At 67.3% G+C, this 18,999-nt stretch carries 21 protein-coding genes and 1 tRNA gene; 17 read left to right on the top strand and 5 right to left on the bottom strand.

The annotated features are described in order from the left end of the window. Window positions 1-74 precede the first annotated feature (74 nt). The 4 genes from hglS to ACN6PJ_RS05770 all read left to right on the top strand — a co-directional run bounded on the left by hglS (window position 75) and on the right by ACN6PJ_RS05770 (window position 3,966). Window positions 75-1,460 (top strand): 2-oxoadipate dioxygenase/decarboxylase HglS, encoded by a 1,386-nt coding sequence (gene hglS, locus ACN6PJ_RS05785; RefSeq protein ID WP_427994942.1) that lies wholly within the window; start codon window positions 75-77, stop codon window positions 1,458-1,460. After that, the gene (locus ACN6PJ_RS05780; RefSeq protein ID WP_427994941.1) at window positions 1,457-2,632 is read left to right on the top strand and encodes an alpha-hydroxy acid oxidase; all 1,176 of its coding nucleotides are present in this window, start codon (window positions 1,457-1,459) and stop codon (window positions 2,630-2,632) included. Before hglS ends, ACN6PJ_RS05780 begins: the two co-directional genes overlap by 4 nt. Before the next feature lie 106 nt (window positions 2,633-2,738). After that, window positions 2,739-3,728 (top strand): Bug family tripartite tricarboxylate transporter substrate binding protein, encoded by a 990-nt coding sequence (locus ACN6PJ_RS05775; RefSeq protein WP_427994940.1) that lies wholly within the window; start codon window positions 2,739-2,741, stop codon window positions 3,726-3,728. A 153-nt stretch (window positions 3,729-3,881) separates the two neighbouring features. Beyond that, a tRNA-Leu gene (locus tag ACN6PJ_RS05770) sits at window positions 3,882-3,966 on the top strand. A gap of 84 nt (window positions 3,967-4,050) precedes the next feature. On the opposite strand, the gene ACN6PJ_RS05765 is transcribed toward ACN6PJ_RS05770, so the two are convergent. Beyond that, window positions 4,051-4,926, bottom strand: coding sequence for a LysR family transcriptional regulator (locus ACN6PJ_RS05765; protein ID WP_427994939.1), 876 nt, complete (start codon window positions 4,924-4,926; stop codon window positions 4,051-4,053). Between the two features lie 198 nt (window positions 4,927-5,124). Between ACN6PJ_RS05765 and ACN6PJ_RS05760 the strand changes: the two genes are divergently transcribed. Further along, entirely contained in the window at window positions 5,125-5,574 is a 450-nt protein-coding gene (locus ACN6PJ_RS05760; RefSeq protein ID WP_427994938.1) for a DoxX family protein, read from the top strand. A gap of 49 nt (window positions 5,575-5,623) precedes the next feature. Here ACN6PJ_RS05760 and ACN6PJ_RS05755 read toward each other — a convergent pair whose 3' ends face one another. Then, window positions 5,624-5,968: a hypothetical protein gene (locus tag ACN6PJ_RS05755; RefSeq protein ID WP_427994937.1), complete on the bottom strand. Its 345-nt coding sequence runs from the start codon at window positions 5,966-5,968 to the stop codon at window positions 5,624-5,626. A 151-nt stretch (window positions 5,969-6,119) separates the two neighbouring features. Then, window positions 6,120-6,992 (bottom strand): LysR substrate-binding domain-containing protein, encoded by an 873-nt coding sequence (locus ACN6PJ_RS05750; RefSeq protein ID WP_427994936.1) that lies wholly within the window; start codon window positions 6,990-6,992, stop codon window positions 6,120-6,122. Window positions 6,993-7,134: 142 nt separating this feature from the next. On the opposite strand from ACN6PJ_RS05750, the gene ACN6PJ_RS05745 reads away from it, so the two are divergent. From ACN6PJ_RS05745 to ACN6PJ_RS05710, 8 genes are read left to right on the top strand one after another with little or no spacing between them, the layout of a single operon-like run. Next, window positions 7,135-8,133 (top strand): Bug family tripartite tricarboxylate transporter substrate binding protein, encoded by a 999-nt coding sequence (locus ACN6PJ_RS05745; protein ID WP_427994935.1) that lies wholly within the window; start codon window positions 7,135-7,137, stop codon window positions 8,131-8,133. A 33-nt stretch (window positions 8,134-8,166) separates the two neighbouring features. Continuing rightward, window positions 8,167-9,546 (top strand): MmgE/PrpD family protein, encoded by a 1,380-nt coding sequence (locus tag ACN6PJ_RS05740; protein ID WP_427994934.1) that lies wholly within the window; start codon window positions 8,167-8,169, stop codon window positions 9,544-9,546. 58 nt (window positions 9,547-9,604) lie between these two features. Further along, on the top strand, window positions 9,605-10,588 hold the full coding sequence (locus ACN6PJ_RS05735) for a Bug family tripartite tricarboxylate transporter substrate binding protein (RefSeq protein WP_427994933.1): 984 nt from the start codon (window positions 9,605-9,607) through the stop codon (window positions 10,586-10,588). A gap of 36 nt (window positions 10,589-10,624) precedes the next feature. Continuing rightward, window positions 10,625-11,524, top strand: coding sequence for an NAD(P)-dependent oxidoreductase (locus ACN6PJ_RS05730; RefSeq protein WP_427994932.1), 900 nt, complete (start codon window positions 10,625-10,627; stop codon window positions 11,522-11,524). Between the two features lie 27 nt (window positions 11,525-11,551). Continuing rightward, window positions 11,552-12,295, top strand: coding sequence for an SDR family NAD(P)-dependent oxidoreductase (locus tag ACN6PJ_RS05725; RefSeq protein ID WP_427994931.1), 744 nt, complete (start codon window positions 11,552-11,554; stop codon window positions 12,293-12,295). Between the two features lie 26 nt (window positions 12,296-12,321). Continuing rightward, on the top strand, window positions 12,322-13,221 hold the full coding sequence (locus tag ACN6PJ_RS05720) for an NAD(P)-dependent oxidoreductase (protein ID WP_427994930.1): 900 nt from the start codon (window positions 12,322-12,324) through the stop codon (window positions 13,219-13,221). Between the two features lie 14 nt (window positions 13,222-13,235). Beyond that, complete coding sequence (locus ACN6PJ_RS05715; RefSeq protein WP_427994929.1) at window positions 13,236-13,631, top strand: cupin domain-containing protein; 396 nt, start codon at window positions 13,236-13,238, stop codon at window positions 13,629-13,631. Then, window positions 13,628-13,954: an NIPSNAP family protein gene (locus tag ACN6PJ_RS05710; RefSeq protein WP_427994928.1), complete on the top strand. Its 327-nt coding sequence runs from the start codon at window positions 13,628-13,630 to the stop codon at window positions 13,952-13,954. Before ACN6PJ_RS05715 ends, ACN6PJ_RS05710 begins: the two co-directional genes overlap by 4 nt. A 6-nt stretch (window positions 13,955-13,960) precedes the next feature. Here ACN6PJ_RS05710 and ACN6PJ_RS05705 read toward each other — a convergent pair whose 3' ends face one another. Continuing rightward, the gene (locus ACN6PJ_RS05705) at window positions 13,961-14,857 is read right to left on the bottom strand and encodes a LysR substrate-binding domain-containing protein (protein ID WP_427994927.1); all 897 of its coding nucleotides are present in this window, start codon (window positions 14,855-14,857) and stop codon (window positions 13,961-13,963) included. Window positions 14,858-15,002: 145 nt separating this feature from the next. Between ACN6PJ_RS05705 and ACN6PJ_RS05700 the strand changes: the two genes are divergently transcribed. From ACN6PJ_RS05700 to ACN6PJ_RS05690, 3 genes are all read left to right on the top strand, one after another. Next, entirely contained in the window at window positions 15,003-15,398 is a 396-nt protein-coding gene (locus ACN6PJ_RS05700) for a RidA family protein (protein ID WP_427994926.1), read from the top strand. Between the two features lies 1 nt (window position 15,399). Next, window positions 15,400-16,554 carry an NADH:flavin oxidoreductase gene (locus ACN6PJ_RS05695; protein WP_427994925.1) on the top strand — a complete coding sequence of 385 codons (1,155 nt, stop codon included), beginning with the start codon at window positions 15,400-15,402 and terminating at the stop codon, window positions 16,552-16,554. 237 nt (window positions 16,555-16,791) lie between these two features. Continuing rightward, window positions 16,792-17,121: a YciI family protein gene (locus ACN6PJ_RS05690; RefSeq protein ID WP_427994924.1), complete on the top strand. Its 330-nt coding sequence runs from the start codon at window positions 16,792-16,794 to the stop codon at window positions 17,119-17,121. A 61-nt stretch (window positions 17,122-17,182) separates the two neighbouring features. Here the strand turns inward: ACN6PJ_RS05690 and ACN6PJ_RS05685 are convergent, their stop codons facing one another. Then, window positions 17,183-18,109: a LysR family transcriptional regulator gene (locus ACN6PJ_RS05685; protein WP_427994923.1), complete on the bottom strand. Its 927-nt coding sequence runs from the start codon at window positions 18,107-18,109 to the stop codon at window positions 17,183-17,185. 92 nt (window positions 18,110-18,201) lie between these two features. Between ACN6PJ_RS05685 and ACN6PJ_RS05680 the strand changes: the two genes are divergently transcribed. Beyond that, a complete protein-coding gene (locus ACN6PJ_RS05680; RefSeq protein WP_427994922.1) occupies window positions 18,202-18,996 on the top strand; it encodes an SDR family NAD(P)-dependent oxidoreductase in 795 nt (264 codons plus the stop codon). Window positions 18,997-18,999: the final 3 nt, after the last annotated feature.

The raw sequence follows: 18,999 nt of genomic DNA, 5'->3' as shown, positions 1-18,999 counted from the left end.
TTTTTCATTTGATTGCGGCAGCGCGTCATGATTTCATGCGGCCATCCTTTGTCTACCGATGTGCCGAGCCTTCCATGAGTCAGAATTTCGTCAGCCCGGACCAGATCCGCGCCTGGTTCTCCCGCGCCATGTCCGACATGTACAAGTCGGAAGTGCCCCTGTATGACACGCTGCTGGACCTGGTCGCCCAGGTCAACGCCAAGACGCTGGCCGAACAGCCCGAGCTGGCCGCGCAGCTGGCGCGCACGGGCGAGATCGAGCGCCTGGACATCGAGCGCCACGGCGCCATCCGCGTGGGCACGGCCGAGGAACTGGCCAATATGCGCCGCGTGTTCGCCGTGATGGGCATGCAGCCCGTGGGGTACTACGACCTGTCGCCGGCCGGGGTGCCCGTGCATTCGACCGCGTTCCGCGCCACGCACGAGGCCGCGTTGCAGGCCAGCCCGTTCCGCGTCTTCACCTCGCTGCTGCGCCTGGAACTGATCGACGACGCCGCGCTGCGCGAGAAGGCCGCCCGCATCCTCGCGGCCCGCCAGATCTTCACCGCGCGGGCGCTGGAACTGGCCGCCCGTTTCGAGGCCGAAGGGGGCCTGGACGAAGCCTGCGCCCGGGAGTTCGTGGGCGAGGCCCTGCACACCTTCCGCTGGCACGGCGAGGCCACGGTCAGCCTGGACGACTATCGCGAACTGCACGGCCAGCACCGACTGATCGCCGACGTGGTCGCTTTCAAGGGCCCGCACATCAACCACCTGACCCCGCGCACCCTGGACATCGACGAGGCCCAGGCGGAGATGCCGCGCCGCGGGGTGTCGGCCAAGGCCGTGATCGAGGGCCCGCCGCCGCGCAAGTGTCCCATCCTGTTGCGCCAGACCAGCTTCAAGGCGCTGGAGGAGGCCGTGAGCTTCACCGGCGTCGACGGCAAGCCCGCCGGCGGCAGCCATACGGCCCGCTTCGGCGAGATCGAACAGCGCGGCGTCGCCTTGACGCGCAAGGGCCGGGCGCTGTACGACCATCTGCTGGACCTGGCGCGCACCCGCATCAGCGGCGCGCCCAACGAAAGCAACGCCGCAGCCTACATGCAGAATCTGCAGGAATGCTTCGCCGCCTTCCCCGACGACTACGCGGAACTCCATGCCCAGGGGCTGGCCTACTTCCGCTACTACCTGACGGGCAAGGACGGCGCGCCTGCCGACACCGATGCGCAATCGCTGATCGCCCAGGGGTACATCCGTTTCGAACCGCTGGTGTATGAGGATTTCCTGCCGGTCAGCGCCGCGGGCATCTTCCAATCGAACCTGGGCGACAAGGCGCAGGCCGAGTATGCGCAGAACGCCAGCCAGGCCGCCTTCGAGCAAGCCCTGGGCGCGCCGGTGCTGGATGAGCTGGCGCTCTACCAGGACACGCAGGACCGTTCGCTGGCCGCCTGCCTGCAGGCGCTTAGCGCGCCGGTGGCCGCATGAGCCGGTTTGACCGCTGTCTGTCGGTGCGGGACTTCGAGCGCGAGGCGCGGCGCATCATGCCGCGTTGCGTCGAAGGCTACGTCTGCGGCGGCACCGAGGATGGCGCGTCGCTCGACGAGAGCATGCGCGCCCTGCGCGACATCGGCTTTCGCCCGCGCGGCCTGCGCGTGGTGGACCAGCGCAGCAGCCAGGTCAGCCTGTTCGGGCAGGACTACGCCATGCCCGTGGGCTTCGCGCCTACCGGGTTTTCGGCCATCGTGATGCACGAGTGCGACCTGGCGCTGGCGCGCGCCGCGCAGGATGCGCGGATTCCGTTCATCATCAGCGGCGCTTCCAGCGTGCCGCTGGAGCGCTTGCAGGAGGCCACGGGCAAGCGCTGCTGGTACCAGGCCTACCTGCCGGGCAACATCGAGCGCATCGCCAAGCTGATGGCCCGCCTGCGGCTGGCCGAGATTCCGGTGCTGGTCGTCACCATCGACACCTGCGTCGGCGCGAACCGCGAGAACCTGCAGCGGCTGGCCTTCACCGTGCCTTTCAAGATGAGCCCCAGCGTGGTGCTGGACGGTATGCTGCATCCGCGCTGGACACTGAATGTCTTCATGCGCACGCTGTTCGGCAGCGGCGTACCGCGGTTCTCGAACCTGTACGAGGAAATCGGGCCGCCCATCACGCAGGACCCACCCAACGGCTTTCGCGGCGAGCGCGACAAGCTCTCGTGGGAGCACATCCGCTGGATCCGCGAGAACTGGCCCGGCAAGCTGGTGCTCAAGGGCGTGATGCACGCCGAGGATGCGCGCCAGGCCTGCGAGGCCGGCGCCGATGGCGTCATCGTCTCCAACCACGGCGGACGCCAGCTGGATGGCTGCATTTCGCCGCTGCAGGCGCTGCCCGACATCGTGGCGGCGGTGCCTTCGGGCTTTCCGGTCATGGTCGACGGCGGCTTTCGCCGGGGATCCGACGTGCTCAAGGCAATCGCCCTGGGCGCGCGCATGGTCTTCACCGGCCGGCCGCAGCTTTTCGGCGCCGCGGTCGCAGGCAATGCCGGCATCCGGAAAGTGGCCGAGATATTCCGCAGCGAGATCTCGACCGACATGGCGTTGCTCGGTTGCAGCACGCTTGCCGACGTCACGCCGGACCTGATCGCGCCGATACGCCCTGCCTGCCCCGCATAGGGCGGGCGGGGCCGCGGCGCGGTCTTCCAGGGCAGCCTTGCCCAGACAACAACAAAAACAGCGGCGCCCATTCGGGCGCGCTCATCCGTTTTCGACAGGAGGAAACATGAAGAAAATCTATACCAAACTGGCTGGCGCCGCGGCGGTGCTCGCCTGCGTCGCATCCGGGCCGGCCCAGGCCCAGGCAGGCGCCTATCCGTCCAAGCCGGTGCGGCTGGTCGTGGGCTATGCCCCGGGCGGCACGACCGACATCAGCGCGCGCATGATCGCGGACGTGCTGGGCAAGGAATTCGGCCAGACGTTCGTGGTGGAGAACAAGCCCGGCGCCAACAGCAACATCGGCGCCGAGTCCGTCGCCCGTTCGGCGCCCGACGGCTACACCCTGTTCGTGGGCTCTATCTCCACCGCGATCAACCAGTCGCTCTATTCCAAGATGTCCTACGACGCGCTCAAGGACCTGGATGCCGTCGCGCTGCTGAACGTGGTGCCGAACATCCTGGCGGTCAACGCCAGCGTGCCCGTCAAGACCGTGCAGGAGTACATCGATTACGCCAAGAAGAATCCCGGCAAGCTGACCTGCGCCTCGCCCGGCAACGGTTCGTCCGCGCACCTGGGCTGCGAGCTGTTCAAGATGAAGACCGGCATCGACATCCTGCACGTCCCGTACCGCGGCAGCGGCCCGGCCGTGGCCGATCTGCTGGGCGGGCAGGTGGACTCGATCTTCGACAACCTGCCGCCGCTGCTGCCTCACGTGCGGGCCGGCAAGCTGACCGGCCTGGCCGTCACCACCGGCTCCCGCGTTCCATTCGCGCCCGAAATCCCGACCATCGCCGAATCCGGCGTGCCGGGCTTCGACGTGGCGGCCTGGTTCGGCCTGTTCGCGCCCGCCGGCACCCCGCCGGAAATCGTCCAGAAGGTCAACGCCGCCGTCAACAAGGCCCTGACCTCCGACGCCGCCCTGGCCGCCAGCTACCAGACCAACGGCTTCCTGATGCCCCCGCCGCCCAACACGCCGCAAGCGTTCAAGGCCTTCATGGAAAGCGAAACCCGCAAGTGGGGCGAGGTCGTCAAGGCGACCAATCTGCAGATCAACTGAGGGGGGCGCCCGGCGCGGCCCTGAGGCCGCGGGGCGTTTCCGGAAGGGACGGGTGGCGTCCGAACGACAAAGCAGGGTCGGACTCACCCGAATTCCGATTTGCGTGATAGAATGTTCGACTTTCCAGGAAAGCATGTCTTTCCGGATGGATTGGCCGACGTGGTGAAATTGGTAGACACGCTATCTTGAGGGGGTAGTGGCGAAAGCTGTGCGAGTTCGAGTCTCGCCGTCGGCACCAAGAATTTGTTCCAGGCGCGTCCTGGAACCCGAAGAAAGCCCGCAAGATTGCTTGCGGGCTTTTTTGTTTTGGCCGCGCGGGGCGTTACCAGGCTCTATCCGCCAGGGCCTGGTGGAGATGATCGATCAGGATCCGGACCTTTGGCGATACGTGGCGCCGGCTGGGATACAGGGCATGGATGCCCATGTCGAACGAGCGGTACGCCGGCATGATTTCTTCCAGCGCGCCGCTGCGCAGGTCATCGCCGATGAGGACCGTGGGCTGAAGAATGATGCCCTGGTGCTGCAGGGCCGCATAGCGGCAGGTGTCGCCGCTGTTGCTGCGCATGCGGGGCGCCACGACGATGGTGACCGGGCCATCGGGGCCGGTGAAGGTCCATTGGTCGCCGGTCGAAAACAGGCTGTAGGACAGGATGGCGTGGCCCGCAAGTTCGGAAGGATGGGTCGGGCGGCCGTGTTCGTCCAGGTACTTGGGCGACGCGCACAACGCCATGCGCGTGGTGGATAACAGGCGGCTGATGAGCGAGGAGCTGCGCAGCCGGCCGATGCGAACCACGAGGTCGTAGCCTTCTTCCACCACGTCCACCAATCTGTCGGACAAAGTGATGTCCAGCGTGACCGCCGGATTCTGCGCCATGAAGGGGCCCCACAGCGGCGCCAGGTGCAGCAGGCCGAAGGTGACCGGCACATTCACCTTGAGCAGTCCCCGGGCCTCGCCGGTCCGGGCGGTGATCTCGGCTTCCGCCTCTTCGACTTCCGCCAGCAGTGTCTTGCACCTTTGATAGAACGTTTCGCCTTCGCCCGTAAACGACAGCCGGCGGGTAGTGCGATTCAGCAGGCGCACGCCCAGGCGTTTTTCCAGGTCGGCAAGCAGGCGAGAAACCGCAGCCTTGGATAAGCCGAGGTCGTCGGCGGCGCCGATGAAGCTGCCCCGTTCCACGATGGCAACGAAAACACGCATTTCATTGAAACGATCCATAGGGCCGAATTATTGTCCTGGAAACGTAAACAATATATCTCAGGAATGCATATTTATTTCGAGCTTCGGGACAAATAAAGTAGCGGCCATGTTTGCACCCGGCCTTTTTCCAACTTGCGGGCCCGGGTGTGGATCCACCGGATATTCCACCCGATCAACGACTTGCCAAGGAATCACATCATGACCGCCAACACCCTGAACCACGCCGCCTCGGCCGGCGCCGCCTCGTCCAGCTCGAATTTGCTGGCCCTGCTGGGCCGCCTCGCCATCGTCGCGCTCTTCCTGCCCGCGGGCTGGAGCAAAATCACCGGATTCGCCGGCACCGTCGGCTATATCGGTTCGGTGGGCCTGCCGGCGCCCAGCTTGGCCGCCATCGTGGCGATCATCGTTGAAGTCGGCGCCAGCCTGGCCTTGCTGGCCGGATTCCGGACCCGCGCCGCCGCCCTCGTCCTGGCGATTTTTACCGCCGTGGCCACCTTTTCGTTCCATGCCTTCTGGTCCGTGCCCGCCGAGCAGGCGATGATGCAGCAACTGCTGTTCTACAAGAACATCGCCGTGATCGGCGGCTTGCTGGTCCTGGCCGCCCATGGCGCCGGCGCCTTCAGCCTGGACGCTCGCCGCGGCCGCTGAGCAACGGTATCTCGTCTTGGGCGCCGGAAACGATCCCCGGCGTCCGCGCTCAAGGCAAGGTCAGGTGCTTGATCCAGGACGGGGCGAAAAATCCCAGGAGGATGCCCAGCATCGCCGCCAGCCCGTAGCCCTCGGCGTTCGCGCCGAGCAGAGCGGCGACCAGCACGCAACCGATGACCGAGAAGCCGATTTGCCATAGCGCCGGACGACGGAAGGCCCTGGGTTCGATTTCCGGCGCGGCGATGGCGCCGAAGAAGCCGCCGGCGACGGATAGCAGCGCAAGGGCCGGCGCCGAGAATCCGATGCTCAGTCCGCCCAGCAACGCGAACGCCGCGGCGAAGCCCGCCACGATGGCGATGATCAATCCGGCTTTCGAGCGACGGGTATGTTGCACGGTGTGGGCCTTCTGAAAAAACGGGATCCCCGGCTGGGAACCGAAAGTACTGGGGACGGATTATCTTACCAGTATGGCAATTCGGCGGGCACGAGAACGCCGCGATCCCTGCGAGGCCGTCCGGCGCCTTTGCCGGCACGCGCGCAGGCCTTCACTTCACACTGATCAACCAGTCGGAAAAAATGCTGAAGGGCGGGCCGTTGGCGCGCGCGGGGTTGCTGACCAGGTAATAGCCATGGCTGCTGCGCGCGGTATGGGCCAGAGGCTGGACCAGGTGGCCGGCGGCGAAATCCTGCGCGATGTAGGCCCGCTGGGTGACCGCGATGCCCAGGCCTTCGGCCGCGGCCTGCAGGCACAGCACGGCGTTGGCCAGCGGAATGAAGCGGGTATCGCCGCTTGCGGCCAGGCCCGCGGACTGCAGCCAGCGATCCCAGCAATCGGGCGCGATCATGGATTTGAGCAGGGTTTCGCCCAGCACGTCTTCGGGGCTGCGCAGGCGCTTGGCCAGCGCGGGCGAGCAGGCCAGCACGAGTTCATCGGGGAACAGCAGGTCGGCGCGCAGGCCCGGCCAGTCGCCGTCGCCGCAACGCACGACGAAGTCGGCGTTGTGCAATTCTGTGTCGTCGGCGCGCGAGACCGTGGCGATTTCGATGTCGATGTCGCCGTGCCGCAGGTAGAGCGAGCCCAGCCGGGGCATGAGCCACTTGATGGCGAAGCTGGGGATGACCTTGACGCGGATGCGCCGGTTGGCGCCCGCTTCGGCCGCCTTGGCCAGCACGCCGTCCAACTGATCGAACAGCGTCGCTGCCTGTAGCGCCAGTTCGGCGCCGACCGCGGTGAAGGCGATGTCGCGGCCGTCTTTCTGCACCAGTTGCACGCCCAGTTCGCTTTCCAGCCGCCGCACCTGGTGGCTGACGGCGCCGGGGGTGACGTGCAGGAGCTCGGCGGCCCGGCCCACGCCGCCGCTCCGATACACGGCATCCAGCACCCGGAGCGGGCCAAGACGATTCCTGAGCTTATGCATTGTTGAAATCAACTCAATATTAAAAGAATAAGTTTCGACAGACGCCTAAGGAGAACGCGCCTACAGTCTGCCTTGTACGACAAAACTAAATCAAGTGTCCGGGGCGCGATGCCGAGTCGAGCCGCGGCAAGGAGGAGACGAAATGAGCGGGTTTTATCGGCGCAAGGCCGGCATCTGCGTATTGCTGCCCATGTTCTGTGCTGCGTTCTGGGGCGGGGGCGCCGAGGCGGCCTATCCGGAACGTTCCATCCGGTTGATCGTGCCTTTCGCGGCGGGCAGCGCGGCCGATACGCTGTCGCGCGTTGTGGCGTCGGCCCTGGCCGATGAACTGGGCCAGCCGCTGGTGGTGGACAACAAGGCCGGCGCGGGCGGCACCATCGGCACGGCGGATATCGCCCGCGCCAAGCCGGATGGCTACACCTTGGGCATTGCCGCGCAGGGGACGTTCGTCAACAACCAGGTGCTGTATCGGGCGCCGGGCTACGACTCGATCAAGGACTTCAGCTTCATCGGCGAAATCGCCGACGTGCAGAACCTGCTGGTCGTGGCCGAGAAGTCGCCTTACCAGGATGCCCGCGCCTTGCTGGCCGACGTCAAGGCCAAGCCGCCGGAGAGTTTCCGGTTTTCCTCCAGCGGCGTGGGAACCAGCCACCACATCGCCGGCGCCACGGTGTCGCAGTACCTCGACAAGGCGCTGATGCACGTGCCCTATACCGGCGCGCCTCAGGGCCTGAGCGCGATCATCAGCGGCGATGTGGACATGGGTTTCTACAACCTGCCCGTGGCCATCGGGCTGGTGAAGGCGGGCAAGCTCAAGGCGCTGGCCGTCACCGGGCCCAAGCGTTCCTCGTTGCTGCCGGAGGTGCCCACGCTGCAGGAGAGCGGCCTGAAGGACTACTCCGTCACGCTCTGGTGGGGGCTGGTCGGCCCGGCGGCGTTGCCGGCCGACGTGTCGACGCGCCTGTACACGGCCCTGGACAAGGTCATGAGCCAGGCGGCGTTGCGTGAAAAGTTGATCGGCCAGGGCTTCACCTTGCCGGGCATGCCGCTGCCCAAGCCCGCGGATTTCGAGGCCCTGGTGCGCCAGGACCTCGCCAAATGGGTCCCCGTCCTCAAGCAATTGGGAACCGCCGCGCAGTGATGCCGGCGCAACGCTCTCGTCAAGGAATCTATTGTGCAATCCCCCTCCTTGGCCCGCCCCTTGGCGCGCCAACTGGCTGACTTCGTCCTGTCCACGCCCGTCGAGGCGCTGCCGGCTCTCGCCATCGAGCACGCCAAGATGAGCCTGGCCAGCACGTTGGCCAGCGCCTCCATGGGCTACGGTATCGAATCGGCTCGCATCGTCCGCGAGATCGAACTGGCCGATGGCGGAACGCCGGCGGCAGGCCTGTGGTTCGACGGCGGCCGCCTGCCGCTGGCCAGGGCGGCGCGCGTCAATGCGGTGGCCAGCGACGCGGCGGCGTCGGACGACAGCGATATGCGCAGCATCGCGCACATCGGCACCATTGTTTCCAGCGTGGCGCTGGCGGTGGGCGAGCGCGAGGGCGCAAGCGGCAGGAACGTGTTGACCGCGATGGTGCTGGGCTATGAAGTCGCCGGGCGCATCGACGAGTCCCTCACGCCGGGCCGCATGCAGCGAGGGTTCCATGGCTCGTGGTCCACGGTGTTCGGCGCCTGCGTCGCGGCGGGCCTGCTTTTGCGCCTGGACGCGCCGCGCCTCGCCCATGCCATCGCGCTCTCGGCGACCTCGGCCAGCGGCATGGCCATCGCGGCCGACACCAGCTGCGCGCGGGAATATCACGCGGGCCAGGCGGCAAGCGCCGGCATCGCCGCCGCGCTCGCGGCGCAGCGGGGGTTCGAGGGCGAGCTGGGCGTGCTGGAGCAACCCCGCGGCCTGCTCGATGCCCTGGGAGGGCAGGCGCGCGAGGACATCGTGCGCGACTGGGGCGCTTCCTGGGACATCGTGACCGACATGGCGATCAAGCTCATGCCGGGCGCGCATCCCTTTCATGCAACCGCCGAGGCGGCCGCCGAGGCCGCCCGCGCCGGCGCCGTCCGCCCGGACGGCATCGCGCGCATCGTCGTGTCGGCGGCCGTGCAATGGACCAATTTCAAGGGCGATCCCCATCCGCGCAATCTGGTGGACGCGGCGCACAGCCTGCCTTATTTCGTGGCCGCGTCGATCGCCGACGATGGCTTCGGCTGGAGCCATATGGACGAGGTCCGCATGGCCGATCCGGTCATCGCGGCGTTGCAGGACAAGGTCGAGTTCGATCCCGATCCGCCGCCCCTGCCGGACCGCTTTCCGCACCGGCATGGGGGCACGGTCTCGATACACATGCAGGACGGCGCGGTGCATCGCGCCACTTGCCGGGCGCCGCGCGGCTCGGGCGCGCGCGGCATCGATTGGCGCGACGTGGAGGCCAAGTTCCTGCAGTTGTTTCCGCTGGCGGGCCTGCCGGCAGGAACGACCGGCGCATGCCTGGAGGCCATCGCGCAGCTGGACAGGGCGGATTCCGTCCGCGCGCTGGCGGGAATGCTGAGCCGGCGCTGAACCGTTTTTTCCACCAAGGCACAAGGCCGCAAAGGCCGTCCCATAGAGAGGAGACAACATGAAACGACGCATCGTATCCGCGCTTGCCGGCATCGCCCTTTGCCTGGGGGCGGGCCAGGCGGCCAAGGCCGAGGAAAGCTTCCCGTCGAAGTCCGTCACCATCATGGTGGGCGTGGCGCCGGGCGGCAGCCTGGACGCCCTGGCCCGCTTGATCGCCAGCGAGCTGGGCAAGGCCACCAAGACCACTTTCGTGGTGGAGAACGTCACCGGCGCGGGCGGACTGCTGGCCTTCCAGCGGCTTTCCCGCTCGGCGCCGGACGGCTACACCCTGATGTTCAGCAATCAATCCATGGTGCTGATCCCGCTGTTGTATCCCAAGGCCGGCCTGGACATCGTCAAGGACACGACGGCGGTAGGCACCATCGCCAATGTGCCCATGGTGCTCAGCGTGAGCAATCAGAGCGGCATCCAGGACCTGCCTTCCATGCTGACCGGAATGCGCAGCGGCGAGCTCAAGTTGAATTTCGGCTCCGGCGGGCCGGGCACCACCGCGCACCTGGCCGAGGCGATGTTCCTGCAGATGGCGGGCGTGCAGGCCGAGCTGGTGCAGTACCGGGGGTCGGGGCCGGCCATTACCGACCTGATGGGCGGCACCATACAGTCGGTGCTGGACCAGACGGTCACCATGCTGCCCTTGCACCGGGGCAAGCAGATCAAGGCCATTGCCGTGGCATCCAAAGAGCGCTTGCCCCAGATGCCCGATGTGCCGACTTTCGCCGAGGGCGGCGTGCCCCAGTTCGACTTGCAGATCTGGAACGGGCTGGTGGCGCCCAAGGGCACGCCCAAGGCCGTGGTCGACAAGCTGGCCCAGGCCTTGACCCAAGCGGTCCAGTCGCCGGATTTCCGCGCCCGCATCGACAGCCTGGCCGCGCGGATTCCCTCGGCCGAGGAGCGCAGTCCCGAGGCTTTTTCCGGCGTGCTGCGGCGTGATCAGAAACAGTTCGCCGAGCTGGCCAGGCAGATCGGTCTGCAGGCCCGCTAACCCCCGCCGCCGGCGGCATATTTCGAGGATGGAAAGATGAGCGAGACGATTTACGGATTCATCGGCCTGGGCAATATGGGCGGCCCGATGGCGGGACGCCTGCTGGATGCCGGCTACCCGCTGCACGTGGCAGACAGCAACCCCGCCGCGCGCCAGCTGCTGGCGGCCCGCGGCGCCGTGGCCCACGACAGCGCGCGGGCCGTGGGAGACGCGGCCGACGTGGTCTTCCTGAGCCTGCCCGATGGCAAGGTGGTGGAGCAGGTGCTGGGAGGCGAGCGCGGGCTGGCGCGGGCGAGCCGGGCCAGCTGCGTGGTGGACCTGTCGACCATCGGGCCGGCGGCGGCGCGGCGCGCGTTCGACACGCTGGCCGCCCAAGGCATCGAGTACGTGGATGCCCCGATCAGCGGCGGGCCGACCGGCGCCGAACGCGGCACCCTGGCGGTCATGGTGGCCTGCCCGCCGGCGCGCTACGAGGGGCTGGCTCAGGTGCTGGGCCATTTCGGCAAGCCCTTCTATCTGGGCCCCGAAGCGGGGCTAGCCCAGGTGATGAAGCTGGCCAACAACCTGTTGTCGGCCACCGCCGTGGCGATCACCTCCGAAGCCATGGCGCTGGGAGTGAAGGCCGGCCTGGATCCCAGCGTCATGATCGACGTCATCAACGCCGGGTCCGGACGCAACTCGGCCACCATGGAGAAGTTCCCCAAGGCCGTGCTGACCGGCACCTTCAACGTGGGTTTCGCCGCGCGGCTGGCGCACAAGGATGTGCGCCTGTGCCTGGAAGAGGCAGAGCGCCATGGCGTGCCCATGGTGGTGGGCTCGTCGGTGCGCGAGATGCTGGTGATGACCACGGCTATCCGCGGCCAGGACGCCGACTATGCCGACGTGGCGCGCGTGGTCGAGGACTGGGCGGGCGTGAAGGTCCGGTCCAGGCAGTAACCGCCGTTCGCAAAACAGGGAGGCGACATGGGAGTGCTGGATGGCAAGGTGGCGATCATCACCGGCGGCGCGGGCGGCATCGGCCGCGAGATCGCGCGGGCCTATGCGCGCGAAGGCGCCAGGGTAGGGTTGCTGGATATCGACGAGGCATTGCTGGCCGAGGCCGCGCGCGATGTGCCGGGCGCGGCGCCGCTCGCCTGCGATATCCGCGACCGCAAGCAGGTCTTGCGCGTGGTCGACGCCTATGCGGGCGAAGCGGGCGGCCTGGACATCCTGGTCAACAACGCGGCGTATTTCTTCTATGCGCCCTTGGTCGACATGCCGGAAGACGAGGTCGGCAAGATGCTGGACGTGGGACTGAAGGGCGCGCTGTGGTCGCTGCAGGCTGCCACTCCGCATCTGATCGCCCGCGGCGGCGGCGCCGTCATCAACCTGTCGTCGGTGGCGGTGTCCGTGTCGATTTCGCGGGCGGGGGTCTACAGCGCCATCAAGGGGGCGCTGGATGCCCTGACCCGGCAGCAGGCCGTCGAGCTGGGCGGCCACGGTATCCGCGTCAACGCGCTGGCGCCGGGGCCCGTCGTCACGCCCGGCGCGAGTTCGGTGATTTCCGAGGAGGGCTGGGCCGCGCGCCGCCGCCGCACGCCATTGAACCGCCTGGCCGCCGGGGCCGACGTGGCCGAGGCGGCGGTGTTCCTGGCATCGGACTCCAGCGCGACGGTGGCGGGCATCACGCTCAAGGTGGACGGCGCGATGACCGTCCTGGGTTACTAGCGCCCGGGCGTCCGAGGCAAAGGAGAATGCAGATGGACAGGAAACGTGTCGGCTTTATCGGCCTGGGCAATATGGGCGGCCGGATGGCGCGGCGGTTGGTCGGCGCGGGCATCGCGGTGCGCGGGCATGACAGCGATCCGGCGCGCGCGGCCGTGGCCGGGGCCGAGGCCGCCGCGACGATCCGCGAGGTCATGGCGTATGCCGACGTCGTCATGCTGTCGCTGCCCGACAGCAACGTGGTGGAGTCCGTGGTCGAGGGCGCGGACGGCATCCTGGAGCACTGCCGCGACGGCCAGATCGTTATCGACCTGAGCACGGCGGCGGCCAGTTCCACGGTGCGCCTGCATGCGCGCTTCGCCGAGCGGGGCGTGCGGTACGTCGATGCCGGCATATCGGGCGGCGCGGCCGCGGCAGAGAAGGGCGCGCTGACCTTGATGGTGGGGGGCGACCCCGAGGCCATCGAGGCCGTCGGCTGGGCGTTCGCGCCCATCAGCGCCAAGGTCGTGGCCATGGGCGGCAGCGGCGCGGGCCACGCCACCAAGCTGCTCAACAATTTCCTGAACGCGGTCAGCCTGGCCGCCACCGCCGAGGTCATGGTGGCCGGCAAGAAGGCCGGGCTGGACCTGCATCGCCTGCTTGAGGTGATCAACAGCAGCAGCGGGGTGAACTTCGCCTCGCTCAACCGCTTTCCCTTCATCGTCGACGGCAACTACCTCGAAGGCGGATTGACCAGCAAGCTGATGAGCAAGGATGTGGTGCTGTACGTGGACATGGTGCGAGAACTGGGCGTGGCTTCGTTGAACGCGGCCGGCCCGGTGGCCTGCTTCGGCCTGGCCACGGCGCTGGGCTACGGCGACCAGATCAGCAATCGCGTGGTGGACGCCATCGGCGACGTGTCGGGCGGGGTCCGCCTGAAAACCGTTTGAACCAAGGAGCTTCGATGCAAGTCTTTCATGGCAGGGACGAAGGCAAGCCTTCCGAACAGCGCAGCGCGACATTCTCCGGCGTGGTCTGGGCCGATCCGGTCATGCCTGCGGCGGACAACGTAGGGATCAACCACGTTTTCTTTTCGCCGGGCGCGCGCACCTTCTGGCACACGCATGAGCACGGGCAGGTCCTGCACGTGACCTCGGGCCGGGGCTGGATCTGTGTCGAAGGCGAGGCGCCCCAGGCAATCCGCCCGGGCGACGTGGTGTGGATACGGCCTCATGAGCGGCACTGGCACGGCGCGGCGGCCGACACCTTCATGGCCCACCTGGCCATTTCACTGGGCAAGGCCGACTGGCAGGAAGCGCTGCCGGAGGCCGAATACGCGCGCGCGGGGGAGCAATCATGATCATCGAAACACGCATCTACCACTGCCTGCCCGGGCGCCTGCCGGCGCTGCACGAGCGATTCAGCACGGCGACGCTGGGCTTTTTCGAGAAGCACGGCATCCGGCCGCTGGGATTCTGGACGACGCTGGCGGGCCCCAGCAACCACGCCCTGACCTACATGCTGCAATGGGAAAGCCTGGCGGAGCGCGAACGCAAATGGAATGCCTTCCAGGCCGATCCGGAATGGATCGCCAAGCGCGCCGCCAGCGAGGCCGAGCGGCCCATCGTGGAGCGCATCGAGAACTTCTTTCTCAGCCCGACCGACTACTCGCCCCTGCGCTGACCGGGCCTAGCCGCGCTCTTGCCGCGCTGCCTGCGCGCGCAGCCAGTCCGCGACGGCCAGGACCGGCGCCGAGGGAGGGCGGCCGGCGTACATGGCCAGGTGATAGGTATGGCCGTCTATCGCCGGCCCGACGGGCTGCACGAGGTGGCCGGCTTCCAGTTCTTCGGCGATCAGGGCCAGGCTGACCAGCGCAACGCCATGGCCGGCGACGGCCGCCTGCATGGCATGTCCTTCATCGGAAAAGCGCAGCTGGCCCGCTTCCCCGGGCTGCGGCAGTTGCGCGACCGCGAACCAGCGTTCCCAGGTCGGGTTCTCCGGCTGGGCCCGCTTCCAGTCGAAGCGGATCAGTGGCGCGCGAGCCAGATCCTCCGGAGATTCGATGCCCAGGCGCGGATTCGCCACGGGCGCGAACCGGTCGGTGAACAGCGGCTCGATGATCAGGCCGGGATACGGCCCCCGCCCATAGCGGATCGCGATGTCGACCGCCGCCGATCGCAGGTCGGCGACGTCGTCGCTGGCCTGCAGCTGCAAGTCGATGCCGGGGTGCCGGTTGCGGAAGTCGGCCATGCGCGGCACCAGCCACTTCACGGTGAATGCATTGGTCGCGGAGATCGCCACCTGGGCCCGCGCGCGGGGTTGCGTCAATCGCGCCAGCGCCGCCTCGAAGGCATCGAACCCGTCGCGCAGGACCGGGTATAGCTGCGCCCCTGCGTCGGTGAGCGACACCTTGCGCACCTGGCGATCGAACAGCGCGAGCCCGGTCTGCGCCTCCAGCGCGCGGATCTGATGGCTGACGGCCGTTGGCGTAACGGACAGTTCCTCCGCCGCGGACTTGAAACTGCCCAGGCGCGCGGCGGCTTCGAAGGCGCGCAGCGCGGAGAGCGGCAGAAATCGGCGTTGCATGGTTGGCATCTATAGATGAATTTATCTCTTCTTATAGCTGACAAATGAACCTTTGTCACAGGGGCTGGAGATTCCTAAATTAGCGGCATGGATCGGCTGTTCATGGCGGGTCCTCCGATAAATCATAAGTGAAGGAATTCGCACCATGCTGCAACGTGTCATCACCCAGCCCGACCACTACGCTCCCTTTCTGCTTTCCCAGGGCATCCGGTTCGGAAACCTGTTGTTCATCTCCGGCCAGGCGGGGGCGGGCGACGACGGCAAGATCGTGGCCGGCGGTTTTCCCGCCCAGGGCGAGCAGGCTTTCCTGAACCTGCAGCGCGCGCTGGAAGCGGGCGGTTCGAGCCTGAAGGACGTGATCAAGGTCACCATCTTCGTCACGGACATGGGGCATTTCGACGACGTGGTGGCGCTGCGCCGCCGCTTCTTCTCGGCGCCCTATCCGGCCGACACGATCGCCGAGATCAAGGCGCTTTACGACCCCGCCGCCATGATCGAGATCGAGGCCATCGCGGCCGTGCGTCCGCAGGAGGGCCGTTGACATGAGCACCCTACCCGATCGTCCGGCAGGCGATGCGCAGGCCGCGCACGCCGGATTGTTCGCGCCGCTGCGGGTGGGGCGGGCGCTGCGCCTGCCCAACCGTCTCGCCGTCGCGCCCATGACCCGGGTCAGCGCCACCGCGGACGGCCGCGCCACGAAGCAAATGGCCGATTACTACGCGGCTTTCGCCGCCGGCGGTTTTGGCCTGGTGATCACCGAAGGCATCTATACGGACAAGGCCTACGCGCAAGGCTATTTCTTCCAGCCAGGCCTGGCCGACGACGCGCAGCGCGACGCGTGGCGGGCCGTGGTGCAGCGCGTGCACGCGCGCGGCGGCCGCATCGTCGCGCAACTCATGCATGCGGGCGCGCTGTCGCAGGGCAATCCCCACCGCAATACGACGAAGGGCCCATCGGCCGTGCTGCCAAAGGGGCAGCAGATGACGTTCTATCGGGGCGAAGGGCCCTACCGGATGCCCGAAGCGATGTCGGACGAAGACCTCGCCGCAGCGGTCGATGGCTATGCGCAGGCCGCGCGCCGGGCGCAGGAAGCCGGGTTCGACGGCGTCGAAATACATGGCGCCAACGGATATCTGCTGGACCAGTTCCTCACCGCCCACACCAATTTGCGCGAGGACGGCTACGGCGGCAGCCTGGACAATCGTCTGCGCCTCACAGCGGAGGTCGTGCAGGCCGTCCGGCGGTCCACGGCGGAACACTTTGCCATGGGGCTGCGCTGTTCGCAAGGCAAGGTCAACGACTTCACGCACAAGTGGGAAGGCGGCGAGGCTGACGCGGCCCGGATCTTCCGCACGCTGGGCGCGCTGCCCATCGATTACCTGCACACGACCGAGTTCGAGGCATGGCGTCCCGCTTTTGGTGAACAAGGCCCCAGCCTTGCCGCGCTGGCGCGCAAGCACGTTCCGGTTCCGGTGCTGGCCAACGGTTCGCTGCATGACGCGGCGCAGGCCCGCGGGCTGCTGGAAAGGGGCGAGGCCGACTTCGTTTCGCTGGGGCGCGGCGCGCTTACGCATCCCGACTGGCCAGAAAGGCTGCGCGCCGGGGCGAGGCTGGAGGCGTTCGATCGGGGCTTGCTGGCGCCGATCGCCGACCTGGAGAATGCGGCGCGGCACCGGGAGGGCGGCGACCGGGAATGACTCGGCACATGCGCGAAGCCGGCCGCTCGACAAGTCGAACCCATGCAAGGAAAATCATTGTGCTAAGCGCCAACGTCTCCGGCATCGAGATGACCAATCGGGTCGGGCCGCCGGGCCACGCTCCCTTCAGCGTGCCCCGGCGATTGCAAGGAAGCAATTGCCGATCGGGTCGAAGGTGTGCGCGCTTCAAGATCCGGCAGCGTGATACGGCCGGGATATCCGGAGAGGAGACCGCCCATGCCAAAGTTCGTGACGATAGGATATGGAACCCGGGAGGGTTATGACCGAACCCCGATAGCCGTGCGGAACGCGGCGCACGCGCACGACGCGAAGTTGCGGAAAGACGGTGTGTCGATGGGCATCGCGGGCAAGCCGGTGCAGGTGCGCAATCCGGACGCCGCTGGCGTGGTTACGGAGGATGGGCCGTTCATGAGACCGCCCTTGCCGGTGGCGGGCTTTGCCATCGTCGAGGCGGCGGACCTGGCCGAGGCGGTGGACATGGTGTCGCGCACGCCCTGCGCGGTGGCGCATGGCGTGGTCGAGGTGTGGCCGCTGGAACTGCCGTAGAGGCGCGGGGCGCAGATCCAACGGAACCTCCCGCAACCGGCCCGCGGGGAGATCGTCCTGGTCAGCAGGGCAGGCGCGGCCGGGTCTCGGCAGGGGCCTGCCGGTCCCGGCCCAGGCGGCGCAGTTCGTCCAGGGTGAGGCGCAGCAGCCGGGTGGGCTGCTCATCGCGGCGCATGTACATGCCGACCGAACGCGATAGCGCCTGTTGCATCTGGGTCTTGCGCACGCCGCGCTGCGTGGCGTTGTCCAGCGAGGATTCCGGCAGCAGCGCGATGCCGCAGTTGTGCTGCACGAAACGGGCGATGGTATTCAGGTCCCGCAGGGAATAGACGGGATGGAAGGGCTGGGACGCGGCCTGGAAGGCGCGTTCCGTCAATACTCGCACGCTGGTGCCGGGCGGCATGCTGATGAGCGGCAGGCGCGCCAGTTCCGCTGGCGCCCAATGCGTAATGTCCGGTTGGACCTGGGCGCTGTGAAACAGCACGAAGGGCTCGGTGAATAGTTCCTGGTAGACGAGGTCCGAGGCGCCGACGTCGTTCTTGGTCGTGACGGCGATGTCCACGCGCCGCTCGCGCAGCAATTGCAGGGCTTCGTTGGCGATGGGATCGAACACGTCCACCTGGATCCGCGGCTGCCGTCGCCCCAGGCTCTGGATCAACAGGGGAATGAGCGAGGCCGCGAGCGTGGGCAGGGCCGCGACGGCCACGCGGTTGTTGCGGTCGCGCAGCCGCTGGTTCAGCTCCAGCATGCCCTTTTCATGCAGCGCGGTGATCCTGCGCGCGATGTCCAGGATGTCCTGGCCTTCGCGCGACAGGCGCACCATGCGGGTGGTGCGCTCGAAGAGTTTGACGCCCAGCGTCTCTTCCGTTTCCTTCAGCAGTTTGCTCAGCGTGGGCTGCGTGACGTGCAGCATTTCGGCCGTTCTCTGAAAACTCAGCGTTTCGGCCAGCAGCACGAAGATGCGCAATTGTCTCGTCGTCAGATTCATTCTTTTTGTCTATCAATCCCGTCCAAATCGGAACTTAACCTCGGCGCCTTGCTGCCTTAGCCTTTGCGTCACGGATTTTCTCTGGAGCTGGGATGTTTCGTCTTGATGGAAAGGTAGCGCTCGTGACCGGATGCGGAACGCTGGGCGAGGGATGGGGCAATGGCAAGGCCGCCGCCGCGGTGCTGGCCAGGCAGGGAGCGGCGATCTACGGCTGCGATATGAATATCGACGCGGCGCGCCAATCCGCCGACGCGGTGGCCGCCGAAGGCGGGAAGATCGCGGTCCGGCAGTGCGACGTGACGGATGGCGCGCAGGTGGCGGAGCTGGTGCGGGCCTGCATCGAGACCTACGGCCGCATCGATATCCTGGTCAACAACGTCGGCCGCTCGGAACCCGGCGACCCGGTCTCCATGACGGAGGCGCTCTGGAACGATCAGATTCAGGTGAACCTGACGTCCGCATTCCTGTGCTGCAAGCACGTCATACCTCTCATGAAGCGCGCCGGTGGAGGCTCGATTATCAACATTTCGTCCATCGCCGGGTTGCGCTATGCGGGCAAACCCCAGGTGGGCTATGCGGCGGCCAAGGCGGCCCTGATGCAGATGACGGCCGCCACCGCCGTCATCTATGCGGCCGATGGCGTGCGGCTGAATTCGGTGGTGCCCGGATTGATGTTCACGCCGCTCGTCGAACGCCTGGCGCAGAAGTACGCCAAGGGCGATTACGAGGGTTTCGTGGCGCACCGGCATGCCCAGGTGCCGTCGGGGCGCATGGGCGACGCCTGGGACGTGGCCCATGCCGTGGCCTTCCTGGCCAGCGATGAGAGCCGCTACATCACGGGGCAGCAGATCGTGGTGGATGGCGGCATCACCATGGCCACGCGCTGAACG

This window comes from Achromobacter sp. (genome assembly GCF_050285585.1).
Taxonomy (GTDB): Bacteria; Pseudomonadota; Gammaproteobacteria; order Burkholderiales; family Burkholderiaceae_B; genus Achromobacter.
Note: the sequence above shows the minus strand (reverse complement) of the source record. Positions and strands in the feature narration are given on the sequence as shown.

What these genes read in the sequence shown, in the direction of transcription:
- hglS (WP_427994942.1), top strand. Translation starts at nt 75, where the DNA reads ATGAGTCAGAATTTCGTCAGCCCGGACCAGATCCGCGCCTGGTTCTCC.
- ACN6PJ_RS05780 (WP_427994941.1), top strand. Translation starts at nt 1,457, where the DNA reads ATGAGCCGGTTTGACCGCTGTCTGTCGGTGCGGGACTTCGAGCGCGAG.
- ACN6PJ_RS05775 (WP_427994940.1), top strand. Translation starts at nt 2,739, where the DNA reads ATGAAGAAAATCTATACCAAACTGGCTGGCGCCGCGGCGGTGCTCGCC.
- ACN6PJ_RS05765 (WP_427994939.1), bottom strand. Translation starts at nt 4,926, where the DNA reads ATGCGTGTTTTCGTTGCCATCGTGGAACGGGGCAGCTTCATCGGCGCC.
- ACN6PJ_RS05760 (WP_427994938.1), top strand. Translation starts at nt 5,125, where the DNA reads ATGACCGCCAACACCCTGAACCACGCCGCCTCGGCCGGCGCCGCCTCG.
- ACN6PJ_RS05750 (WP_427994936.1), bottom strand. Translation starts at nt 6,992, where the DNA reads ATGCATAAGCTCAGGAATCGTCTTGGCCCGCTCCGGGTGCTGGATGCC.
- ACN6PJ_RS05745 (WP_427994935.1), top strand. Translation starts at nt 7,135, where the DNA reads ATGAGCGGGTTTTATCGGCGCAAGGCCGGCATCTGCGTATTGCTGCCC.
- ACN6PJ_RS05735 (WP_427994933.1), top strand. Translation starts at nt 9,605, where the DNA reads ATGAAACGACGCATCGTATCCGCGCTTGCCGGCATCGCCCTTTGCCTG.
- ACN6PJ_RS05730 (WP_427994932.1), top strand. Translation starts at nt 10,625, where the DNA reads ATGAGCGAGACGATTTACGGATTCATCGGCCTGGGCAATATGGGCGGC.
- ACN6PJ_RS05725 (WP_427994931.1), top strand. Translation starts at nt 11,552, where the DNA reads ATGGGAGTGCTGGATGGCAAGGTGGCGATCATCACCGGCGGCGCGGGC.
- ACN6PJ_RS05720 (WP_427994930.1), top strand. Translation starts at nt 12,322, where the DNA reads ATGCAGATGGACAGGAAACGTGTCGGCTTTATCGGCCTGGGCAATATG.
- ACN6PJ_RS05715 (WP_427994929.1), top strand. Translation starts at nt 13,236, where the DNA reads ATGCAAGTCTTTCATGGCAGGGACGAAGGCAAGCCTTCCGAACAGCGC.
- ACN6PJ_RS05710 (WP_427994928.1), top strand. Translation starts at nt 13,628, where the DNA reads ATGATCATCGAAACACGCATCTACCACTGCCTGCCCGGGCGCCTGCCG.
- ACN6PJ_RS05705 (WP_427994927.1), bottom strand. Translation starts at nt 14,857, where the DNA reads ATGCAACGCCGATTTCTGCCGCTCTCCGCGCTGCGCGCCTTCGAAGCC.
- ACN6PJ_RS05700 (WP_427994926.1), top strand. Translation starts at nt 15,003, where the DNA reads ATGCTGCAACGTGTCATCACCCAGCCCGACCACTACGCTCCCTTTCTG.
- ACN6PJ_RS05695 (WP_427994925.1), top strand. Translation starts at nt 15,400, where the DNA reads ATGAGCACCCTACCCGATCGTCCGGCAGGCGATGCGCAGGCCGCGCAC.
- ACN6PJ_RS05690 (WP_427994924.1), top strand. Translation starts at nt 16,792, where the DNA reads ATGCCAAAGTTCGTGACGATAGGATATGGAACCCGGGAGGGTTATGAC.
- ACN6PJ_RS05685 (WP_427994923.1), bottom strand. Translation starts at nt 18,109, where the DNA reads ATGAATCTGACGACGAGACAATTGCGCATCTTCGTGCTGCTGGCCGAA.
- ACN6PJ_RS05680 (WP_427994922.1), top strand. Translation starts at nt 18,202, where the DNA reads ATGTTTCGTCTTGATGGAAAGGTAGCGCTCGTGACCGGATGCGGAACG.